Here is a 14,441-nt window from a genome sequence, read left to right as displayed (position 1 = left end):
GCACCGGGTCCGTCTCGAGACGGGCTCGGTGACTGCTGCCCTCATCCGCACCGAGCGTCCCGCTCGGCGCGTTCGAGGGCGATTCGCCCGGCGAAATGCTCAACCTCCAGGATCGACCTGCCGAGAAGCATCACAGGCCCGTGTCTTCTCTTCTCGCCGACACCCTTCGCGAAGCGCACCTGAAGCTGGTCCCCTCCGCCGCTGCGTCGCAGCGGCGCAAGCTGATCAGCCAGCAGCGCACGCGCACGTACCGGATCGCCGACACGGCGATGCTGCTGCTCGCGTCGACGACCGCCGTGATCGCGGCGCCGGCGCCGACGACCGTCCGCAACGTCGTCTGGGGCCTCGTCTACGCGCTGCTGACGATCGTGATCCTGCAGGTGCGCGGCTTCTACCGGCCGCGACTGCACGAGGCGGCCGTCGACATGGTCGCCCGGATCTTCGCGGCGACGTCGATCGCCGCGATGGTCCTGACCTTCGCCCGCTCGCTCCTCTACGACGACCCCGAGCTGATGCAGCAGACGCTGCGGCTGTGGGCCTTCGCGCTCGTCTTCCTCGGCGCCGGCCGGCTCGGCATCACGCTCGACCGCCAGCGCGCCCTGCGCCGCGGCATGACCGGGCTGAACACGCTGGTCATCGGCTCGGGCAGCGTCGGCCATCTCGTCGCGCAGCGCCTCCTCGACAGACCCGAGATGGGGCTGCGGCCGATCGGCTTCCTCGACAAGGACCCGCTGATCGAGCAGGACGCGGAGGGCGAGGGCCTGCCGGTCCTCGGCGCGAGCTGGGACCTCGAGGAGGTCGTCGCGAGATACGACGTCTCGCAGGTCGTCGTCACCTTCTCGACCGCGCCGCATGCGGTCCTGCTGAGCATGATCCGGCGCTGCCGCAAGCTCGGCGTCGAGGTGACGGTCGTGCCGCGCCTGTTCGAGGAGGTCAACAGCCGCGTCGAGATCGAGCACCTTGGCGGCCTGCCGCTGCTGCGCGCGCCGATCATCGACCCGAAGGGCTGGCAGTTCTCCGTCAAGTACGCGATAGACCGGATCGTCGCGGCGATCGGGCTGCTCGTGATCTCCCCGCTGATGCTCGCGCTCGCGATCGCGGTCCGGCTCAGCTCGCCCGGCCCGATCCTCTACCGCCAGCGGCGCGTCGGCCTCGACGACCGCGAGTTCGACATGCTCAAGTTCCGCTCGATGCGGGTGGCCGAGAACGTCCCCGAGTTCGTCCCCGCCGCCGGGATGGCGCCGGGCGGCGTCGAGGGCGACGACCGGCGCACGCGCGTCGGCGAGTTCCTGCGCCGCACCTCGCTCGACGAGCTGCCGCAGCTGCTGAACGTGCTGAAGGGCGACATGTCGCTCGTCGGCCCGCGCCCGGAGCGGACGAGCTACGCGCGCACCTTCGAGCAGGACGTCTACCGCTACGGCGACCGGCACCGCGTCAAGTCCGGACTGACCGGCTGGGCTCAGGTGCAGGGCCTGCGCGGCCAGACCTCGCTCGCCGACCGCGTCGAGTGGGACAACTACTACATCGAGAACTGGAGCCTCTGGTTCGACCTGAAGATCCTGCTCCTGACGATCCCCGCGGTGCTGGGGCTGACGTCGGCCGAGTAGCGGTCGCTCAGGAGGTCGGCAGCCGCGGCAGCGGGCGCCTCGCCCGGCTCAGCCGCGAGCGCGGCGCCGCCGAGGTGGCAGCCGCGAACAGCTGCTCGTAGAGCTGCTCGAGGCGGCGGACCTGCAGGTCGAGGTCGTACCGCTGCCGCTGGCGGGCGCGGGCCCGCTCGCCCAGCGCGCGCGCCCGCGCAGGGTCGGCGAGCAGCGAGCCGATCGCCTCGGCGAGCGCCGCCGGATCGCCCGGCTCGACGAGCAGGCCGGCGCCGCCGCCGTCGAGCAGGTCGGGGTTGCCGCCGACCGCGGTCGCGACGATCGGCAGGCCGAGCGCCATGTACTCGATCACCGCGAGCGAGGAGCCCTCGTACAGCGAGCTGTTGACGGCGACGTCGAAGGCCGCCGCCAGCTCGACGGCGTCGCCGCGCGGGCCGAGCAGGCGGACCCGCTCGCCGACGCCCTCGCGCGCGATCAGCGCCGCCAGCTCGTCGTGCAGCGGCCCGCCGCCGACGATCGCGAGACGGGCGTCCGGTCGAGAGCGCAGGAGCCGCGCATGGGCTGCGACGAGCGTGCCGAAGTCCTTCTGCGGCCGCAGCACCCCGATCGTCCCGATCAGCGGCGCCCCGGCCGGGATGCCGAGCTCCGCCCGCACCGCGGCGGCGTCGCGCTCGACCGCCGGCGGCGGGATGCCGTTGGGGAGGACGCGGATCCGGCCGGCCGGGATCCGCTCGATCCGCGCCATCCGCTCGCGATCCTGCTCGGAGACGGCCACGACGAGGTCGGCGCCGGTGGCGATCAGGAAGCGGTCGAGCAGCTTGCGCAGCGGCTCGCCGACGAACGACCACGTGTGCTCGTGGGCGACGACGACCGGCACGTCGGCGAGGCGGGCCAACAGCGACGCCCACACGTTGGGGCCGAACTTGTGCGAGTGGAGCACGTCGATCTCGCCCGCCCGCAGGCGGCGCAGGAACGGCCGCCACGCGGCGAGGTCGAGGCGGCCGTCGCGGTCGAGCGCGAGCACGTCGACGCCGCCGCGCCGCAGCCGCGCGGCGACCGCCGCGTGCTCGTCGGCGAGCGGGTCGTCGCGCTCGATCCGTCTGAAGACGACGAGCGTGCGGCCGAAGCGCGCGGGGTCGAGCCGCTCGACGAGCTGCACGGCGAGCGTCTCGGCGCCGCCGGTCTCGCCCGCGTAGTCGATGAAGACGGCGACGTTGATGCGTTCGGATTGGCGCGCCATGGTGCTCGGAGCCGGCCGACCGCCGTGATCGTACCTCGTCGACCTGGGTTCGGTGCGTCGTCGTACCGCTTTCCGACCTGTCAGGCCGGCGGGATCAGCGCCGGCGCGCCGGCTTCGCCGCTGCGGCGGCGCACCGCTTGCGCGCCCGTCTGCTCGCCGCCCGGGCGCGCTTGCCGCCCGCACGCGCCCGCTTCGCCGCCGCCCGCACGCAGCGCCGGACGGCCGCGCGCGTGGCGGGCGCGCTGCGGGTCCGCTGCCTGTCGCCCGACGGCTTGCGCGGGGCTCTCGCCCCTCCGCCCGTGGTCGCGCCGCCGCCAGGGGCGGGCGCGGGAGCGCTCGGCGCGGGCGCCGGAGCGGGCGGGGTCGGCGCGGGGGCGGGGGCGGGCGCGGTCGGAGCCGGGGCGGGCGCGGTCGGAGCCGGAGCAGGCGCGGTCGGAGCCGGAGCAGGCGCGGTCGGAGCCGGAGCAGGCGCGGTCGGACCCGGCTGCGTCGGGCTCGGCTCCTGCGGCGCCGGCTCGCTCGGCGGCGGCTCGCTCGGCCCCGGCCCGGTCGGCGCCGGCTCGGTCGGCGGCGGCTCGCTCGGCGCCGGCTCACTCGGGCCGGGCTCGGTCGGCGGCGGGGTCGCGGCGGCGATCGGGGGCTCCCAGCCGGGGCCGGCCGGTGCCCGGCTGGCGGCGAGCGCGGCGGCGCACGGGCTCGACGGGGAGAGGCGGAAGTCGGCGGCGGCGCGGTCGGCGTAGCCGAGCGACGAGGCCATCGTGTTGCCGGTCGCGGTGAAGCCGTGGCCGGAGCCGTCGACCGACGCGCGCGCGGCCGACGCCGTCGAGATGCAGTTGCCGCGCACGACGTTGCCGACGCCGATCGGGTTGCCGGACGGGTACCACGACTCGACGTTCGCGCGGATCGCCGAGTTGGCGATCACGTTCTGCTCGACGACGGTGTGGCTGGAAGCGGCGCCGTCGGCGCCGGAGAAGATGATCCCGACGCCGTTGCCGTCGATCACGTTGCCGCGCACGACCGTCCGCTGCGCGTCGGGGTAGAGCTGGATCCCGCGGTCGACGTTGGCGTAGATGACGTTGTCGACGATCTGCGTGTCGTCGGCCTCGGCGACGTAGATGCCGTGGTCCTGGTTGGAGGAGGGCAGCTTGCCGCAGTGATGGATCCGGTTGCCGCTCAGCACCGTGCGCTGCGCGCGCCCCCAGCTCGATCCGATCAGGAAGCAGATCTCGCTGTTGTCGTTGGTGACGTCGTTGCCGACGAAGCGCGCGTCGTTGCCGTTGACGGTCGGCGACGGCAGCAGCGCGGCGTTGCGGCCGTTCAGCCGCAGCCCGGTGACGAGCACCCCGTCGGCGCCGCGCTTGACCCAGAGGCGGCCGACCAGCGTCGCCTGCTCGCCGGCGGCAGCCGTCAGCGTCACGCGCGCCCGGGCGATCGCGACGTCCTGGACGTAGGTGCCGGCCCGCAGGCAGCCGACCTGGCCGGCCGCGAGCGAGTCGACCAGCTTCTGCGCCGTGCGAAACGGCGCCGCGGCGCTGCCGGCGGCGCCGTCGCTGCCGCTCGGCGCCGCGTAGCGGGTGCAGCTCTCCCCGGCCGCGGTCGCCGGGACGCCGGCAGCCGCAGCCGCGGCTCCGGTGGGCGCGGCGGCGACGGCGCCGAGCAGCAGCGCGGCCGCGCCGAGCCGGAGGGCCGGCGACGCGGGCACGGAGCGGCGGGAACGGCGATGGCGGGGGAAGCGGGGCACCAGCACCTCGGGCGTCGGGGGCGTCTGCCCGTCCCTCGTCGCTCCGGAAAGCCGCTGTTAGCCGCCCGTCGAAGCGGTGGACGGCTGTACGACCGACTTGGCGCGCGCTCGCTACCGGCGCTCGGAACGCGCGACGCGGAGGCGGTCCAGCCGCCTCCCCGCCGCCGACGCCCGCAGGCGCCGGATCCGCGGCGAGACCTTGCGGCCGAAGCGCCGCCGGTCGTCGACGTGGAAGATCGGCGTGCGCGGCCAGCTCAGCGGACGCGGCGACGCCAGCACGCGCGGGATCGTGCACGCCGCCGTGTAGCCGGCGGCCGCGGTCGCCGCCTCGACGCGCCCGTCGACGGCGCCGTACGGGTAGGCGAGCGAGCTGCACGGACGGCCCAGCTCGGCCTCGATCCGCGCCTTCGACGCGCGCAGCTCGCGCGCCAGCTCGGCGTCGTCGCGCACCTGCGGCAGTCTCGGATGGGAGCAGGTGTGGGAGCCGATCTCCCAGCCGTCGGCCGCGAGGCCGCGCAGCTCCTCCCAGCCCAGGCACTCCAGCTCCGGCTCGTGCTCGGTCCCGAGCCAGCGGTCGATCCCCGGCCAACGCATCGGCCGGCCGGCATCCGGCCAGTCGCTCGGGACGTAGAGGGTGCCGGGGAGCCCGTGGCGGTCGAGGATCGGCTTGGCCAGCTCGAGCACCGAGCGGTAGCCGTCGTCGAAGGTGACGACGACCGTCGGCCCCTGCGGCGTCGCCGCGAGCGCGTCGGTGAAGCGGGCGCCGCGGTAGCCGCGGCGCACCAGCTCACCGAGCTGCGCGTCGAGCGCCGCCGGGGTCACCGACAGCGCCGCCGGCCAGCGCGGGCTGACCGCGTGGTAGCAGAGGACGAGCAGGTCGCGCATCGCATCTCGCCCGCTCCGGCGGGCGAGCACGTACGCTACCGAAATGCGGAGCGGTGAGCGGAGGGCGCCGGGCACCGGCGAGGCGAGGCGATGAGCCGCGAGCGCGTCAGCCGCAACGCCACCTTCGCGTTCGCCGCGCAGATGATCGGCGCGGTCCTGACGGCGGGGCTGACGATCTTCCTCGCCCGCGCGCTGACCCCGGAGCAGTACGGCTTCTTCACCTTCGGGATGAGCGTGCTGACGATCGCGTCGCTGTTCGCCGACCTCGGCATCACCTCCTCGACCGGGCGCTTCCTCGCCGAGCGGCGCGACGACCCCGAGGGCGCCGCCGCGGTCTTCCGCACGGCGCTGCGGCTGAAGCTGCGCGTCAGCCTGATCGCGTCGGCCGCGCTGTTCGGGCTCGCCGGCCCGATCTGCGACCTGTTCGGCGCCGGCGGCGCCGAGTGGGTGCTGCGCGGGCTGTCGCTGGCGCTGTTCGGGCAGAGCGTCTTCCTGCTGCTGCTCGGCTCCTTCATCGCGCTCGGCGTGATCCGCTACAACGTCGTCCTCGCGACCGCCGAGAGCGTCGTCGAGGTCGCCTCGGCGATCGTGCTCGTGCTGCTCGGCGCGGCCGCGACCGGCGCGGCGTTCGGGCGCGCGATCGGCTACGCGGCCGGCCTCGCGGTCGGCCTCCTCGTCGCCTCGAACGTGATCGGGCGGATCCGCACGCGCAGCGCCCACCGCTCCCACCGCCATCCCCCCGTCAGCGAGCGGCGGATCCTCTCCTACGCCGGCCCGCTGCTGCTCGTCGACGCCGCCTTCCGCGTCTTCGCCAGCATCGACGTGCTGCTGATCTCGGCGATCGTCGGCGCCGGCTCGCCGGTCGCGGCCTACGGCCTCGCGATGCAGCTGGCGGTCTTCCTCGACTACCCCGCGGCGGCGCTCTCCTCGGCGGTCGCGCCGCGGCTCGCCGGCGCGGGCAGATCGGACGTGCGGCTGTTCGAGCAGAGCACCCGCTACCTGATCGCGCTGCAGATGCTGTTCACCGCGCCGCTGGTGATCTGGCCCGAGGCGATCGTCGAGCTGCTGTTCGGCCACGGCTACCCGGAGGCGCCCGACGTGCTGCTGGCGCTCGTCCCGTACGTCTTCCTCAGCGGCATCGCGCAGATCACGACGCTGTCGGTCAACTACCTCGGCGAGGCCCGCCGCCGCGTCCCGATCGCCTTCGCGATGCTGAGCGTCAACGTCGCGCTCAACCTCGTGCTGCTGCCGCGGATCGGGATCGTCGGCGCCGCGATCGGCACCAGCGTCGCGTACGCGATCTGGGTGCCGGCGCACGTCTGGATCATGCACAGGCGCGTCGACCTGCCGCTGCGGCCGCTGCTGACGACGACGGTGCGGGCGTGCGTCGCCGGCGCCGCGATGGTCGGCGCGCTGGCGCTGCTGGGGACCGGCGACGTGTCGCTGCAGGTGATGGCGCTCGGCGCCGTCGTCGGACCGGCGGTCTACGTCGCCGCGCTGTTCCTGCTGCGCGAGCTCACGCGCGCCGACATCGCCGTCGTGCGCGCGGCGATCGCCCGCCGCGCCGGCGGCTGATCGGCGGCCGCCGGCCGCTCCACAGCAGCTCGCGGTAGAGCCCGCACAGGCGCTCGCACCACGTCTCGATCCCGACCGTCTCGCGCGCCCAGCGGCGGTTGGCGTCCGCGATCGCGGCGCGCTCCGGCGGCGGCGTCGCGAGCTGCTCCTCCAGCCGCGTGGCGAGCAGCTCGGCGTCCTCGCTCGGGAAGATCTCGACGCCGGGCGCCGCGGCCCACCCGGCCGTCCCGGGGATGTCGGACATCACGACCGGCAGGCCGCAGCCGATCGCCTCGCCGATCGCCGACGACTGGCCCTCGTGGCGCGACGCGCTGACGAACAGGTCGCCCGCGGCGAACAGCCACGCCGAGTCCTCGACGAAGCCCGACCGGCGCAGCCACGACGGGTCGCGCGGCGAGCGCGCCGCGAGGAAGTCGCGCATCCGCTGCTCGCCGACCAGCAGCAGCTCGACGTCGGCGCGCCGCGCGAGCACCTCGTCGAGCGCGTCGAGCAGGACGTCGACCCCCTTCACCTCCGGCCACCAGCCGAGCGCGACGACGACCGACGCCTCCTCCGAGAGGCCGAACCGCTCGCGCGCGGCCGCGCGCGACGGCATCCGGTCGAAGCGCGAGAGGACGATCGCGTTCGGCACCACCTCGACCCGCTCCGCGGGCGCGCCGCGCCGTCTCACCAGCTCTCCGAGCCACGGCGAGACGGCGACGATCCGCGCCACGTCGCGGCGGGCGACGAGCCGCATCTTCACGAGGTCCTTCGCCCGCTGGCGCGGCGGGTAGCCGTTGAAGCCGGTGCGCACGTGCCAGACGCACGGGATCCCCGCGGCGGTGGCGACGCGCGCCCCTGCCAGGTCGGCGGCGGTGAAGTGCGTGTGCACGAGCGCGGCGTCGTGGTCGCGCACCGCGCGGGCGAGGTGCGCCTTCCAGCCGCGGCGCGGCGGCAGCACCGACCAGGTGGTCCCGGCCGCCTCCAGGTCCGCCAGCCACGGCTGTCCGGCGGCGCCGTCGGCGAGGACGAAGTGCGTGCCGAGACCCAGCTCCCGCCGCACGGTCGCGGCGAGCGCGAGCTGGCTCGTCATCACGTTGCCCAGATACGGGCTGTTCCACAGCGTCACCTGGACGAGCGACCGCTCGCTCATGCCGGTCCCTCCCGTTCGCGTCGCGCCGCGGTCGCGACCGCCAGCAGCGCCGGGCCGATGCTGAGCAGCGCCCACAGCAGCTTCGAGTAGTTCTCGGAGATGAACAGGATCGTCACGAAGTAGGCGCCGAGCCCGGCGACGAGCCCGCGCGCGAGGATCTCCAGCCGCTCGTCGCCGGCCGCGCGGAAGCGGCCGATCGAGGCGCAGGCGCAGCCGAAGCAGAAGAGCGCGATCGCGCCGAACAGGATCCCGCCGCCGATGCCGACCTCCGCGACGACCTCGAGGTAGGTGTTGTGCGCCACCTTCGGCGTCGAGATGATCAGGTCGCCGCGCTCCAGCGCTCCCGGCCGCAGCAGGTAGTGGATCGAGGCGACCTGGAACTGACCGGTGCCGACGCCGGTCAGCGGCTGGGCCTCGACCATCCGCCCGCCGACCGTCCAGAGGTCGAGGCGGCCGGTCCCGCCGCCCACGTTCAGCACGCGCTCGGTCGCCGGCAGCGACGCGACGAAGGCGAAGTAGCCGACCCCGGCGAGGGCGAGCGCGAGCGCGCCGGCGAGCAGTCGGCCGCGCCAGCGGCCGCCGATCGCGACGGCGATCACGACCAGCGCGCAGACGCCGAGCAGGCCGCCGCGCGACAGCGACAGCAGCACCCCGAGCATGCACAGCCCCGCCACGGCCGCGGCGGCGATGCGCCAGAGCGGCGCGAAGCCGCGGTTGACGGCGAAGGCGACCGCGAGCGCCAGCCCGACGACCAGCGCCGCGGCCAGCTCGTTGGGGTCGCCGACGCTGCCGGCGGCGCGGACGTAGCTGCCGGCCGAGGCGTCGGGCGCGGTGAGGATCCCCGAGACGGCCGCGATCGCCGCGCCGACGACGATCGTCGCGAGGATGCCGACGGCGTCGCGGCGGTCGTCGATCGCGGTGTAGGCGATCGGCAGCAGCGCGACGTTGAGCGCGTAGCGCATGACGCTCGACATGCCGACGCCGACGTCCTCCGACCACGCGAGCGAGACCGCGTTGAGCCCGACGAACGCGAGCACGAGGTAGGCCAGCCCCGGCCGCTCGACGAAGAAGTTGCGCGAGCGGCGGCCGCGCGTCGTCATCGCCGCCAGCCACGCGAGCAGCAGCAGCGCCCCGGCCATCTTCGCGAGGCTGACGCCGCCGAGCATCGAGAGCGTCTCCAGGAAGGCGAACAGGACCATCACCGCGAAGCCGGCGAAGAGGTCGGCGAAGACGACCGCCGCGAACACGACGCCGACCGTCAGCAGCACGGCGAGCCGCGGATCGGCGCCGCTGGCGGCGCCGGCGAGCACCGCGGCGACCGCCGCGGCGCCGACGATCGCCGGCCCGGTCGCGCCGGCGAGCCGATCCCAGGCGGCGGTCGTCTCAGGCCGGGGCGCCCGCAACGTCCCGGCCGGCCTCGTAGACGGTCTCGGCCGACCGCTCACGCCCGAGCACGACGACGCCCGCCGGCGTCACGCCGCCCTGCGCCAGCAGCTCGCCCAGCTCGCGCAGGCGGTTGAGCCGGCTCGTCCCGATCCGCGTCATGATCACGACGGCGTCGACCTCCTGCGCGAGCGGCAGGGCGTCGATCACCTCGGTCAGCGGCGGCGAGTCGATCACGACGAAGTCGGCGACCGCCTCGGCCTCGGCGACCAGCGCCCTCGCCGTCGGCAGCGACAGCCGGTCGGCGAGGGAGGACGATGTCCGCTCCGCCAGCAGGAAGCCGAGCCTGTCGCCGTACTCGGGGCTCGTCACGACCGCCTGCTCGATCGTCGCGCGGTTGAGCAGCACGGCGCCGATGCCCGCCGTCGGCTCGATCCCGAGCGCCTCGCCGATCGACGGCCGCCGCAGGTCTCCCTCGATCAGCAGCACGCGGTGGCCGCTGACCGCGAGCGCCTCCGCGAAGCCGATCGCGGTCGTCGTCTTGCCCTCGCCCGGCGACGAGCTGGTGATCAGCACCGAGCGCGAACGGCGGTCGAGCGCGGCGGCGAGCGTCGCCCGCAGCGTGCGGTACGACTCGATCGCCGCCGGCGTCAGCTCGCCCGGCGTGAGCGGGCCCCGCTGGACGTTGCGCAGCCGCGGGATCCGCGCCAGGATCGGCAGCCGGAAGAGCGCCCGCAGCTGGTCCTCCTGGCGCAGGCGCGGGTCGAGCGCCTGCGCGGCGAAGGCGGCGCCGATGCCGACGATCAGGCCGCACAGCAGCCCGGCGCCGAGCGCCAGCTTGCGCTGCGGCGAGGAGGGGCCCAAGGGCGGGAGCGCCCGCGTCGCGACGCGCACCGTCGGGTCGGGGGCCGCGGCGAGCGCCTGCAGCGCGCTGACGCGCTCGCCGAGCGTCCCGGGTCCGGTCCGCTCCCCGGGCGGGACCGCGTCGAGCTGCTGCTGCAGCTGCGGAAGCTGAGATGCGACCTCCTGATGCAGCTGCTCGGTGCGGACCTCGACGGCGGAGGCGGCGTAGGCGTTGGCGAGCCGCGCAGCCTCCGCGGCGTCGCCGCGCCGGGCCGAGATCGCCAGCAGGTTGCTCTGCGCGACCGGCTCGACGATCACGTCGTCGAGCAGCTCCTGCGGCGACTCGGAGAGGCCGAGCCGTTCTCTGGTCGCGAGCGCGACGGCCGGCGAGGAGACGAGCCGCGCCGCGGTCGAGACGACCTGCGTCGGGTCTGTCGAGTCGGTCAGGAGGCCGAGCCCCGAGGTCGCCGGATCGCCGGCGGAGACCGGCGTCACGAGCAGCTCGGCGTCGGCGGTGTAGACCTTCGGCGCAGCAGTGACGTAGATCGCCGCGGCCATGAGCGCAACGAGGGTCGTCAACGCGATCAGCCACCACCACCGTCTCAGCGTGGCGCCGTATCGCAGACTTCCCTGCCCGTCGTCCCTGGGACGCAGCCAATCATCATGTTGGCGGTTCAACGTTCCTCCAGGTTTCCCTATTTGATGCATACTACGGGCGGCCGGGGGGCCTTGCCACCTGTGCATCGATTGCCATCATGTCAGCGCGTCAAGGACCCGCCAACGTCGATGTCAGCGTTCTCGTCCCCGTCCTGGACGAGAGTCGCGACATCGCCGACGCCGTCGCGTCGATGACCGCGCAGGAGTTCGACGGCACGATCGAATTCCTCTTCGCCGACGGCCGCTCGACCGACGACACCCGCGCGAAGCTGGAGGCGCTGGCGGCGCACGACCCGCGCATCCGCGTCTTCGACAACCCCCGCCGCGGAACGGCGAGCGGCCTCAACGTCTGCCTGCGCGAGGCGCGCGGCACCTACGTCGTGCGGATGGATGCGCACACGCTCTACCCCGCCTGCTACGTGCAGGCGGGCGTCGACCGGCTCCGCGACGGCGGCGCAGCCTGGGTCGCCGGCCCCCAGCAGCCGCTCGCGCGCGGCGTCGTCGCGCGGGCGGTCGTCGCGGCGCTCTCCAGCCGGCTCGGCCGCGGCGCCTCGCGGCGGTGGTCGCGCAACGACGCGCCGGAGGCCGAGTACGAGCTCGACACCGGCGTCTTCTGCGGCGTCTGGCGCCGCGCCGACGTGCTCGCGCACGGCGGCTGGGACGAGGCCTGGCCGCGCAACCAGGACTCCGAGCTGGCGGCGCGGTTCCTCGCGGCCGGCGAGCGGATCGTCTGCCTGCCGGCGATGGCCGCGCAGTACATCCCGCGCAACTCGCTCCGCGCCCTGTGGCGGCAGTACCGCGCCTACGGCAGCTACCGGGTGAAGACGGCCGTCAGGCACCCGACGAGCCTGCGCCGCTCCGGGCTGCTGCCGCCGCTGGTCGTCGCCGACGCGCTCGCGAGCGTCGCCGCGCCGACGCGCCGCGCCCGCCGGCTGGCGCGGCTCGGCATGCTCGCCTACGGCGGCGCGCTCGCCGCGGCCGCCGCCGACGCCGCCCGCTCCGGGCACGGCTCGGATGCGCTGCTCGTGCCGGTCGCGCTGGCGACGATGCATCTCGCGCATGGCACCGGCTTCTACGGCGGCTGCCGCAGATGGGGCACGCCGTGGCCGGCGCTGGCGAACGTGGCGCGCCGCCGCGGCGCCACCGCGATCGCTCCGTACGCCGGGCCGGTCGAGGCGCCGAGCCTGCACGCGGGCGACCGCTGATGCGGCTCGCCGTCTACACCGACTACACCTACCGGCGCGACACCCGCGGCGTCTCCGGCGAGCGCGCCTTCGTCCGCTTCATGACGGGGCTGCAACCGCATGTCGAGGCGCTCGTGCTCGTCGGGCGGCTCGACGCGCGCCCGGGCCGCTCCCACTACCCGCTCGACCCGGGGATCGGCTTCGTCGGCCTCCCCTTCTACGCGAGCCTGACCGACCCGCTCGCCGTTGCGCGCTCGCTCGGCGGCTCGGCCCGTCGCTTCTGGCGGCTGCTCGACGACGTCGACACGGTCTGGCTGCTGGGCCCGTACGTCCACGCGATCGGCTTCGCGCTGCTGGCGGCGGCGCGGCGCCGCCGGGTCGTGCTGGGCGTGCGCCAGGACTTCCCCACCTACGTCCGCTCGCGCCATCCCGGCAAGCGCTGGATCCACGTCGCCGCCGACGCGATGGAGGCCGCCTTCCGGGGGCTCGCGCGCCGCTTCCCGGTCGTCGTCGTCGGCCCCGACCTCGCGCGCCGCTACCGCCGCGCCGGCAGCGTGCTGGAGATCGCCGTCTCGCTCGTGCCCGGCGCGAGCGTCGTCTCCGCCGACGCCGCGCTCGCACGCGCGCAGGAGCCGCCGCGGCGGCTGCTCAGCGTCGGCCGGCTCGATCGCGAGAAGAACCCGCTGCTGCTGCTCGACGCGATCGCGGCGCTCCACGCGGCCGACCCGGCATGGCGGTTGACCGTCGTCGGCGACGGGCCGATGCGCGGCGAGCTCGAACGGGAGATCGCCGCGCGCGGGCTCGGGCAGGCGGTCGACTTGCGCGGCTACGTCCCGCACGACGGCGGCCTGCCCGAGCTGTACCGCGCCGCCGACGCCTTCCTCCACGTCTCCTGGACCGAGGGGGTGCCCCAGGTCCTGTTCGAGGCGTTCGCCGCCGGGCTCCCGGTCGTCGCGACCGCCGTCGGCGGCGTCCCGGAGGCGGTCGGCGACGCCGCGCTGCTGATCGCGCCCGGGGACGCCGGCGCGGCCGTCGCGGCCGTCGAGCGGGTCGCCGGCGACCCGGCGCTGCGAGCACGGCTTGTCCGCGCCGGGCTCGACCGCGTCGCCGCGCACACGCTCGAGGCCGAGACGGAGCGGCTCGCCGGCTTCCTGGAACGCGGCTGACTAGGAGCCGGCGAGCACCGGCGCGCACGGGCTGGTCGGCGCGAGGCGGTAGTCGCCGGCCGCCGGGTCGGCGTAGCCGGGATCGGCGACGACGTTGTCGATCGCGACGAAGCCGCCGCCGGAGAGGTCGATCGTCCCGGTGCGCCCGCCGAAGACGCAGTTGCGCACGACGACGTTGCCGACCCCGCGCGGATTCCCGGCCGGGTACCACGACTCGACGTCGGCGCGGATGCGCGCGTTGGAGATGACGTTGTTGCGCACGACGTTGCCGCTGGAGGCGTGGCCGTCGGCGCCGGAGAAGATGATTCCCTGCCCGTTGCGGTCGATCACGTTGCGCTCGATCACCGTCCGCTGGGCGTTCGGGTAGAGCTGGATGCCGCGGTCCGCGTTGTCGTGGATCACGTTGCCCGCGATCAGCGTGTCATCGGCCTCGGCGACGTAGATCCCGTGCTCGGTGTTGCGCGCGGGCAGCCGGCCGCAGTGGTGGATGCGGCTGCCCTCGATCGCCGTCCCGACGGCGCGCCCGTAGCGCGTCGAGCCGATGATGAAGCAGATGCCGGCGTTGCGGGTGGTGACGTCGACGCCGACGAAGCGGGCGCCGTCGCCGTTGACGGTCGGCGACGGCAGCCGCGCGCGGTTGCGCCCGTCGAGCTCGAGCGCGTGCAGCTCGACGTCGCGCGCGCGGCGCTTGATCCAGATGCGACCGACGATCCGCACCCGCTCGCCGGGCCACGAGCGGAGCGTGACGCCGCTGCGCCAGATCGCCACGTCGCCGCGGTAGATGCCCCGCCGCAGGCAGGCCGTCTGCCCCGGTCGCATCGCGTTGACGAACCGCTCGACCGCGCGACCGCCGTGGGTCGAGCGCATCCGCGCGAGGCGGCGCGCCGCGCGCACGGTGAGCGTCCTGTCGCAGGCCGCCGCGCCCGCGGCCCCGCTGCGCGCGATCGCGGCGGCGCCGACGAACGGCGGCCGCTCGGGCAGCGTGCCCGGCGCATCCGCGCGCCCGGAGGCGATCGCGACGAGCGCGGCGATCACGA

11 protein-coding genes are annotated in these 14,441 nt (G+C 75.1%); 4 read left to right on the top strand and 7 right to left on the bottom strand.

Going from position 1 to position 14,441, the window contains the following annotated elements; all coding sequences use genetic code 11:
- Positions 1–140: 140 nt before the first annotated feature.
- Complete coding sequence (locus BDZ31_RS06295; protein ID WP_183340052.1) at positions 141–1,607, top strand: exopolysaccharide biosynthesis polyprenyl glycosylphosphotransferase; 1,467 nt, start codon at positions 141–143, stop codon at positions 1,605–1,607.
- A 7-nt stretch (positions 1,608–1,614) separates the two neighbouring features.
- On the opposite strand, the gene BDZ31_RS06290 is transcribed toward BDZ31_RS06295, so the two are convergent.
- The 3 genes from BDZ31_RS06290 to BDZ31_RS06280 form a co-directional block, all read right to left on the bottom strand.
- Complete coding sequence (locus BDZ31_RS06290) at positions 1,615–2,838, bottom strand: glycosyltransferase (protein ID WP_183340045.1); 1,224 nt, start codon at positions 2,836–2,838, stop codon at positions 1,615–1,617.
- Between the two features lie 94 nt (positions 2,839–2,932).
- Complete coding sequence (locus BDZ31_RS06285; RefSeq protein ID WP_183340043.1) at positions 2,933–4,540, bottom strand: NosD domain-containing protein; 1,608 nt, start codon at positions 4,538–4,540, stop codon at positions 2,933–2,935.
- A gap of 150 nt (positions 4,541–4,690) precedes the next feature.
- A complete protein-coding gene (locus BDZ31_RS06280) occupies positions 4,691–5,464 on the bottom strand; it encodes a polysaccharide deacetylase family protein (RefSeq protein WP_183340041.1) in 774 nt (257 codons plus the stop codon).
- A gap of 90 nt (positions 5,465–5,554) precedes the next feature.
- Between BDZ31_RS06280 and BDZ31_RS06275 the strand changes: the two genes are divergently transcribed.
- Positions 5,555–7,039: a flippase gene (locus tag BDZ31_RS06275; RefSeq protein ID WP_183340039.1), complete on the top strand. Its 1,485-nt coding sequence runs from the start codon at positions 5,555–5,557 to the stop codon at positions 7,037–7,039.
- Here the strand turns inward: BDZ31_RS06275 and BDZ31_RS06270 are convergent.
- The 3 genes from BDZ31_RS06270 to BDZ31_RS06260 are packed head-to-tail and all read right to left on the bottom strand — an operon-like array spanning position 6,981 to position 11,105.
- On the bottom strand, positions 6,981–8,171 hold the full coding sequence (locus BDZ31_RS06270) for a glycosyltransferase family 4 protein (protein WP_183340037.1): 1,191 nt from the start codon (positions 8,169–8,171) through the stop codon (positions 6,981–6,983). The genes BDZ31_RS06275 and BDZ31_RS06270 overlap by 59 nt on opposite strands.
- Positions 8,168–9,574, bottom strand: a complete 1,407-nt coding sequence (locus BDZ31_RS06265) for an O-antigen ligase family protein (protein WP_183340035.1) — start codon at positions 9,572–9,574, stop codon at positions 8,168–8,170. The genes BDZ31_RS06270 and BDZ31_RS06265 overlap by 4 nt, the downstream gene beginning before the upstream one ends.
- Positions 9,555–11,105 (bottom strand): tyrosine-protein kinase domain-containing protein, encoded by a 1,551-nt coding sequence (locus tag BDZ31_RS06260; protein ID WP_281381479.1) that lies wholly within the window; start codon positions 11,103–11,105, stop codon positions 9,555–9,557. Before BDZ31_RS06260 ends, BDZ31_RS06265 begins: the two co-directional genes overlap by 20 nt.
- Positions 11,106–11,152: 47 nt before the next feature.
- Here BDZ31_RS06260 and BDZ31_RS06255 point away from each other — a divergent pair, with 47 nt between their 5' ends.
- Both BDZ31_RS06255 and BDZ31_RS06250 read left to right on the top strand, forming a co-directional pair.
- Positions 11,153–12,259: a glycosyltransferase gene (locus BDZ31_RS06255; protein ID WP_183340031.1), complete on the top strand. Its 1,107-nt coding sequence runs from the start codon at positions 11,153–11,155 to the stop codon at positions 12,257–12,259.
- A complete protein-coding gene (locus BDZ31_RS06250) occupies positions 12,259–13,404 on the top strand; it encodes a glycosyltransferase family 4 protein (RefSeq protein WP_183340029.1) in 1,146 nt (381 codons plus the stop codon). Before BDZ31_RS06255 ends, BDZ31_RS06250 begins: the two co-directional genes overlap by 1 nt.
- Here the strand turns inward: BDZ31_RS06250 and BDZ31_RS06245 are convergent, their stop codons facing one another.
- Positions 13,405–14,439, bottom strand: a complete 1,035-nt coding sequence (locus BDZ31_RS06245) for a right-handed parallel beta-helix repeat-containing protein (RefSeq protein ID WP_183340027.1) — start codon at positions 14,437–14,439, stop codon at positions 13,405–13,407.
- Positions 14,440–14,441 lie beyond the last annotated feature (2 nt).

It is taken from the genome of Conexibacter arvalis (assembly GCF_014199525.1).
GTDB classification, from domain to species: domain Bacteria; phylum Actinomycetota; class Thermoleophilia; order Solirubrobacterales; family Solirubrobacteraceae; genus Conexibacter; species Conexibacter arvalis.
The sequence above is the reverse complement of the archived record's forward strand: the minus strand, read 5'-3'. Positions and strand labels throughout refer to the sequence as shown.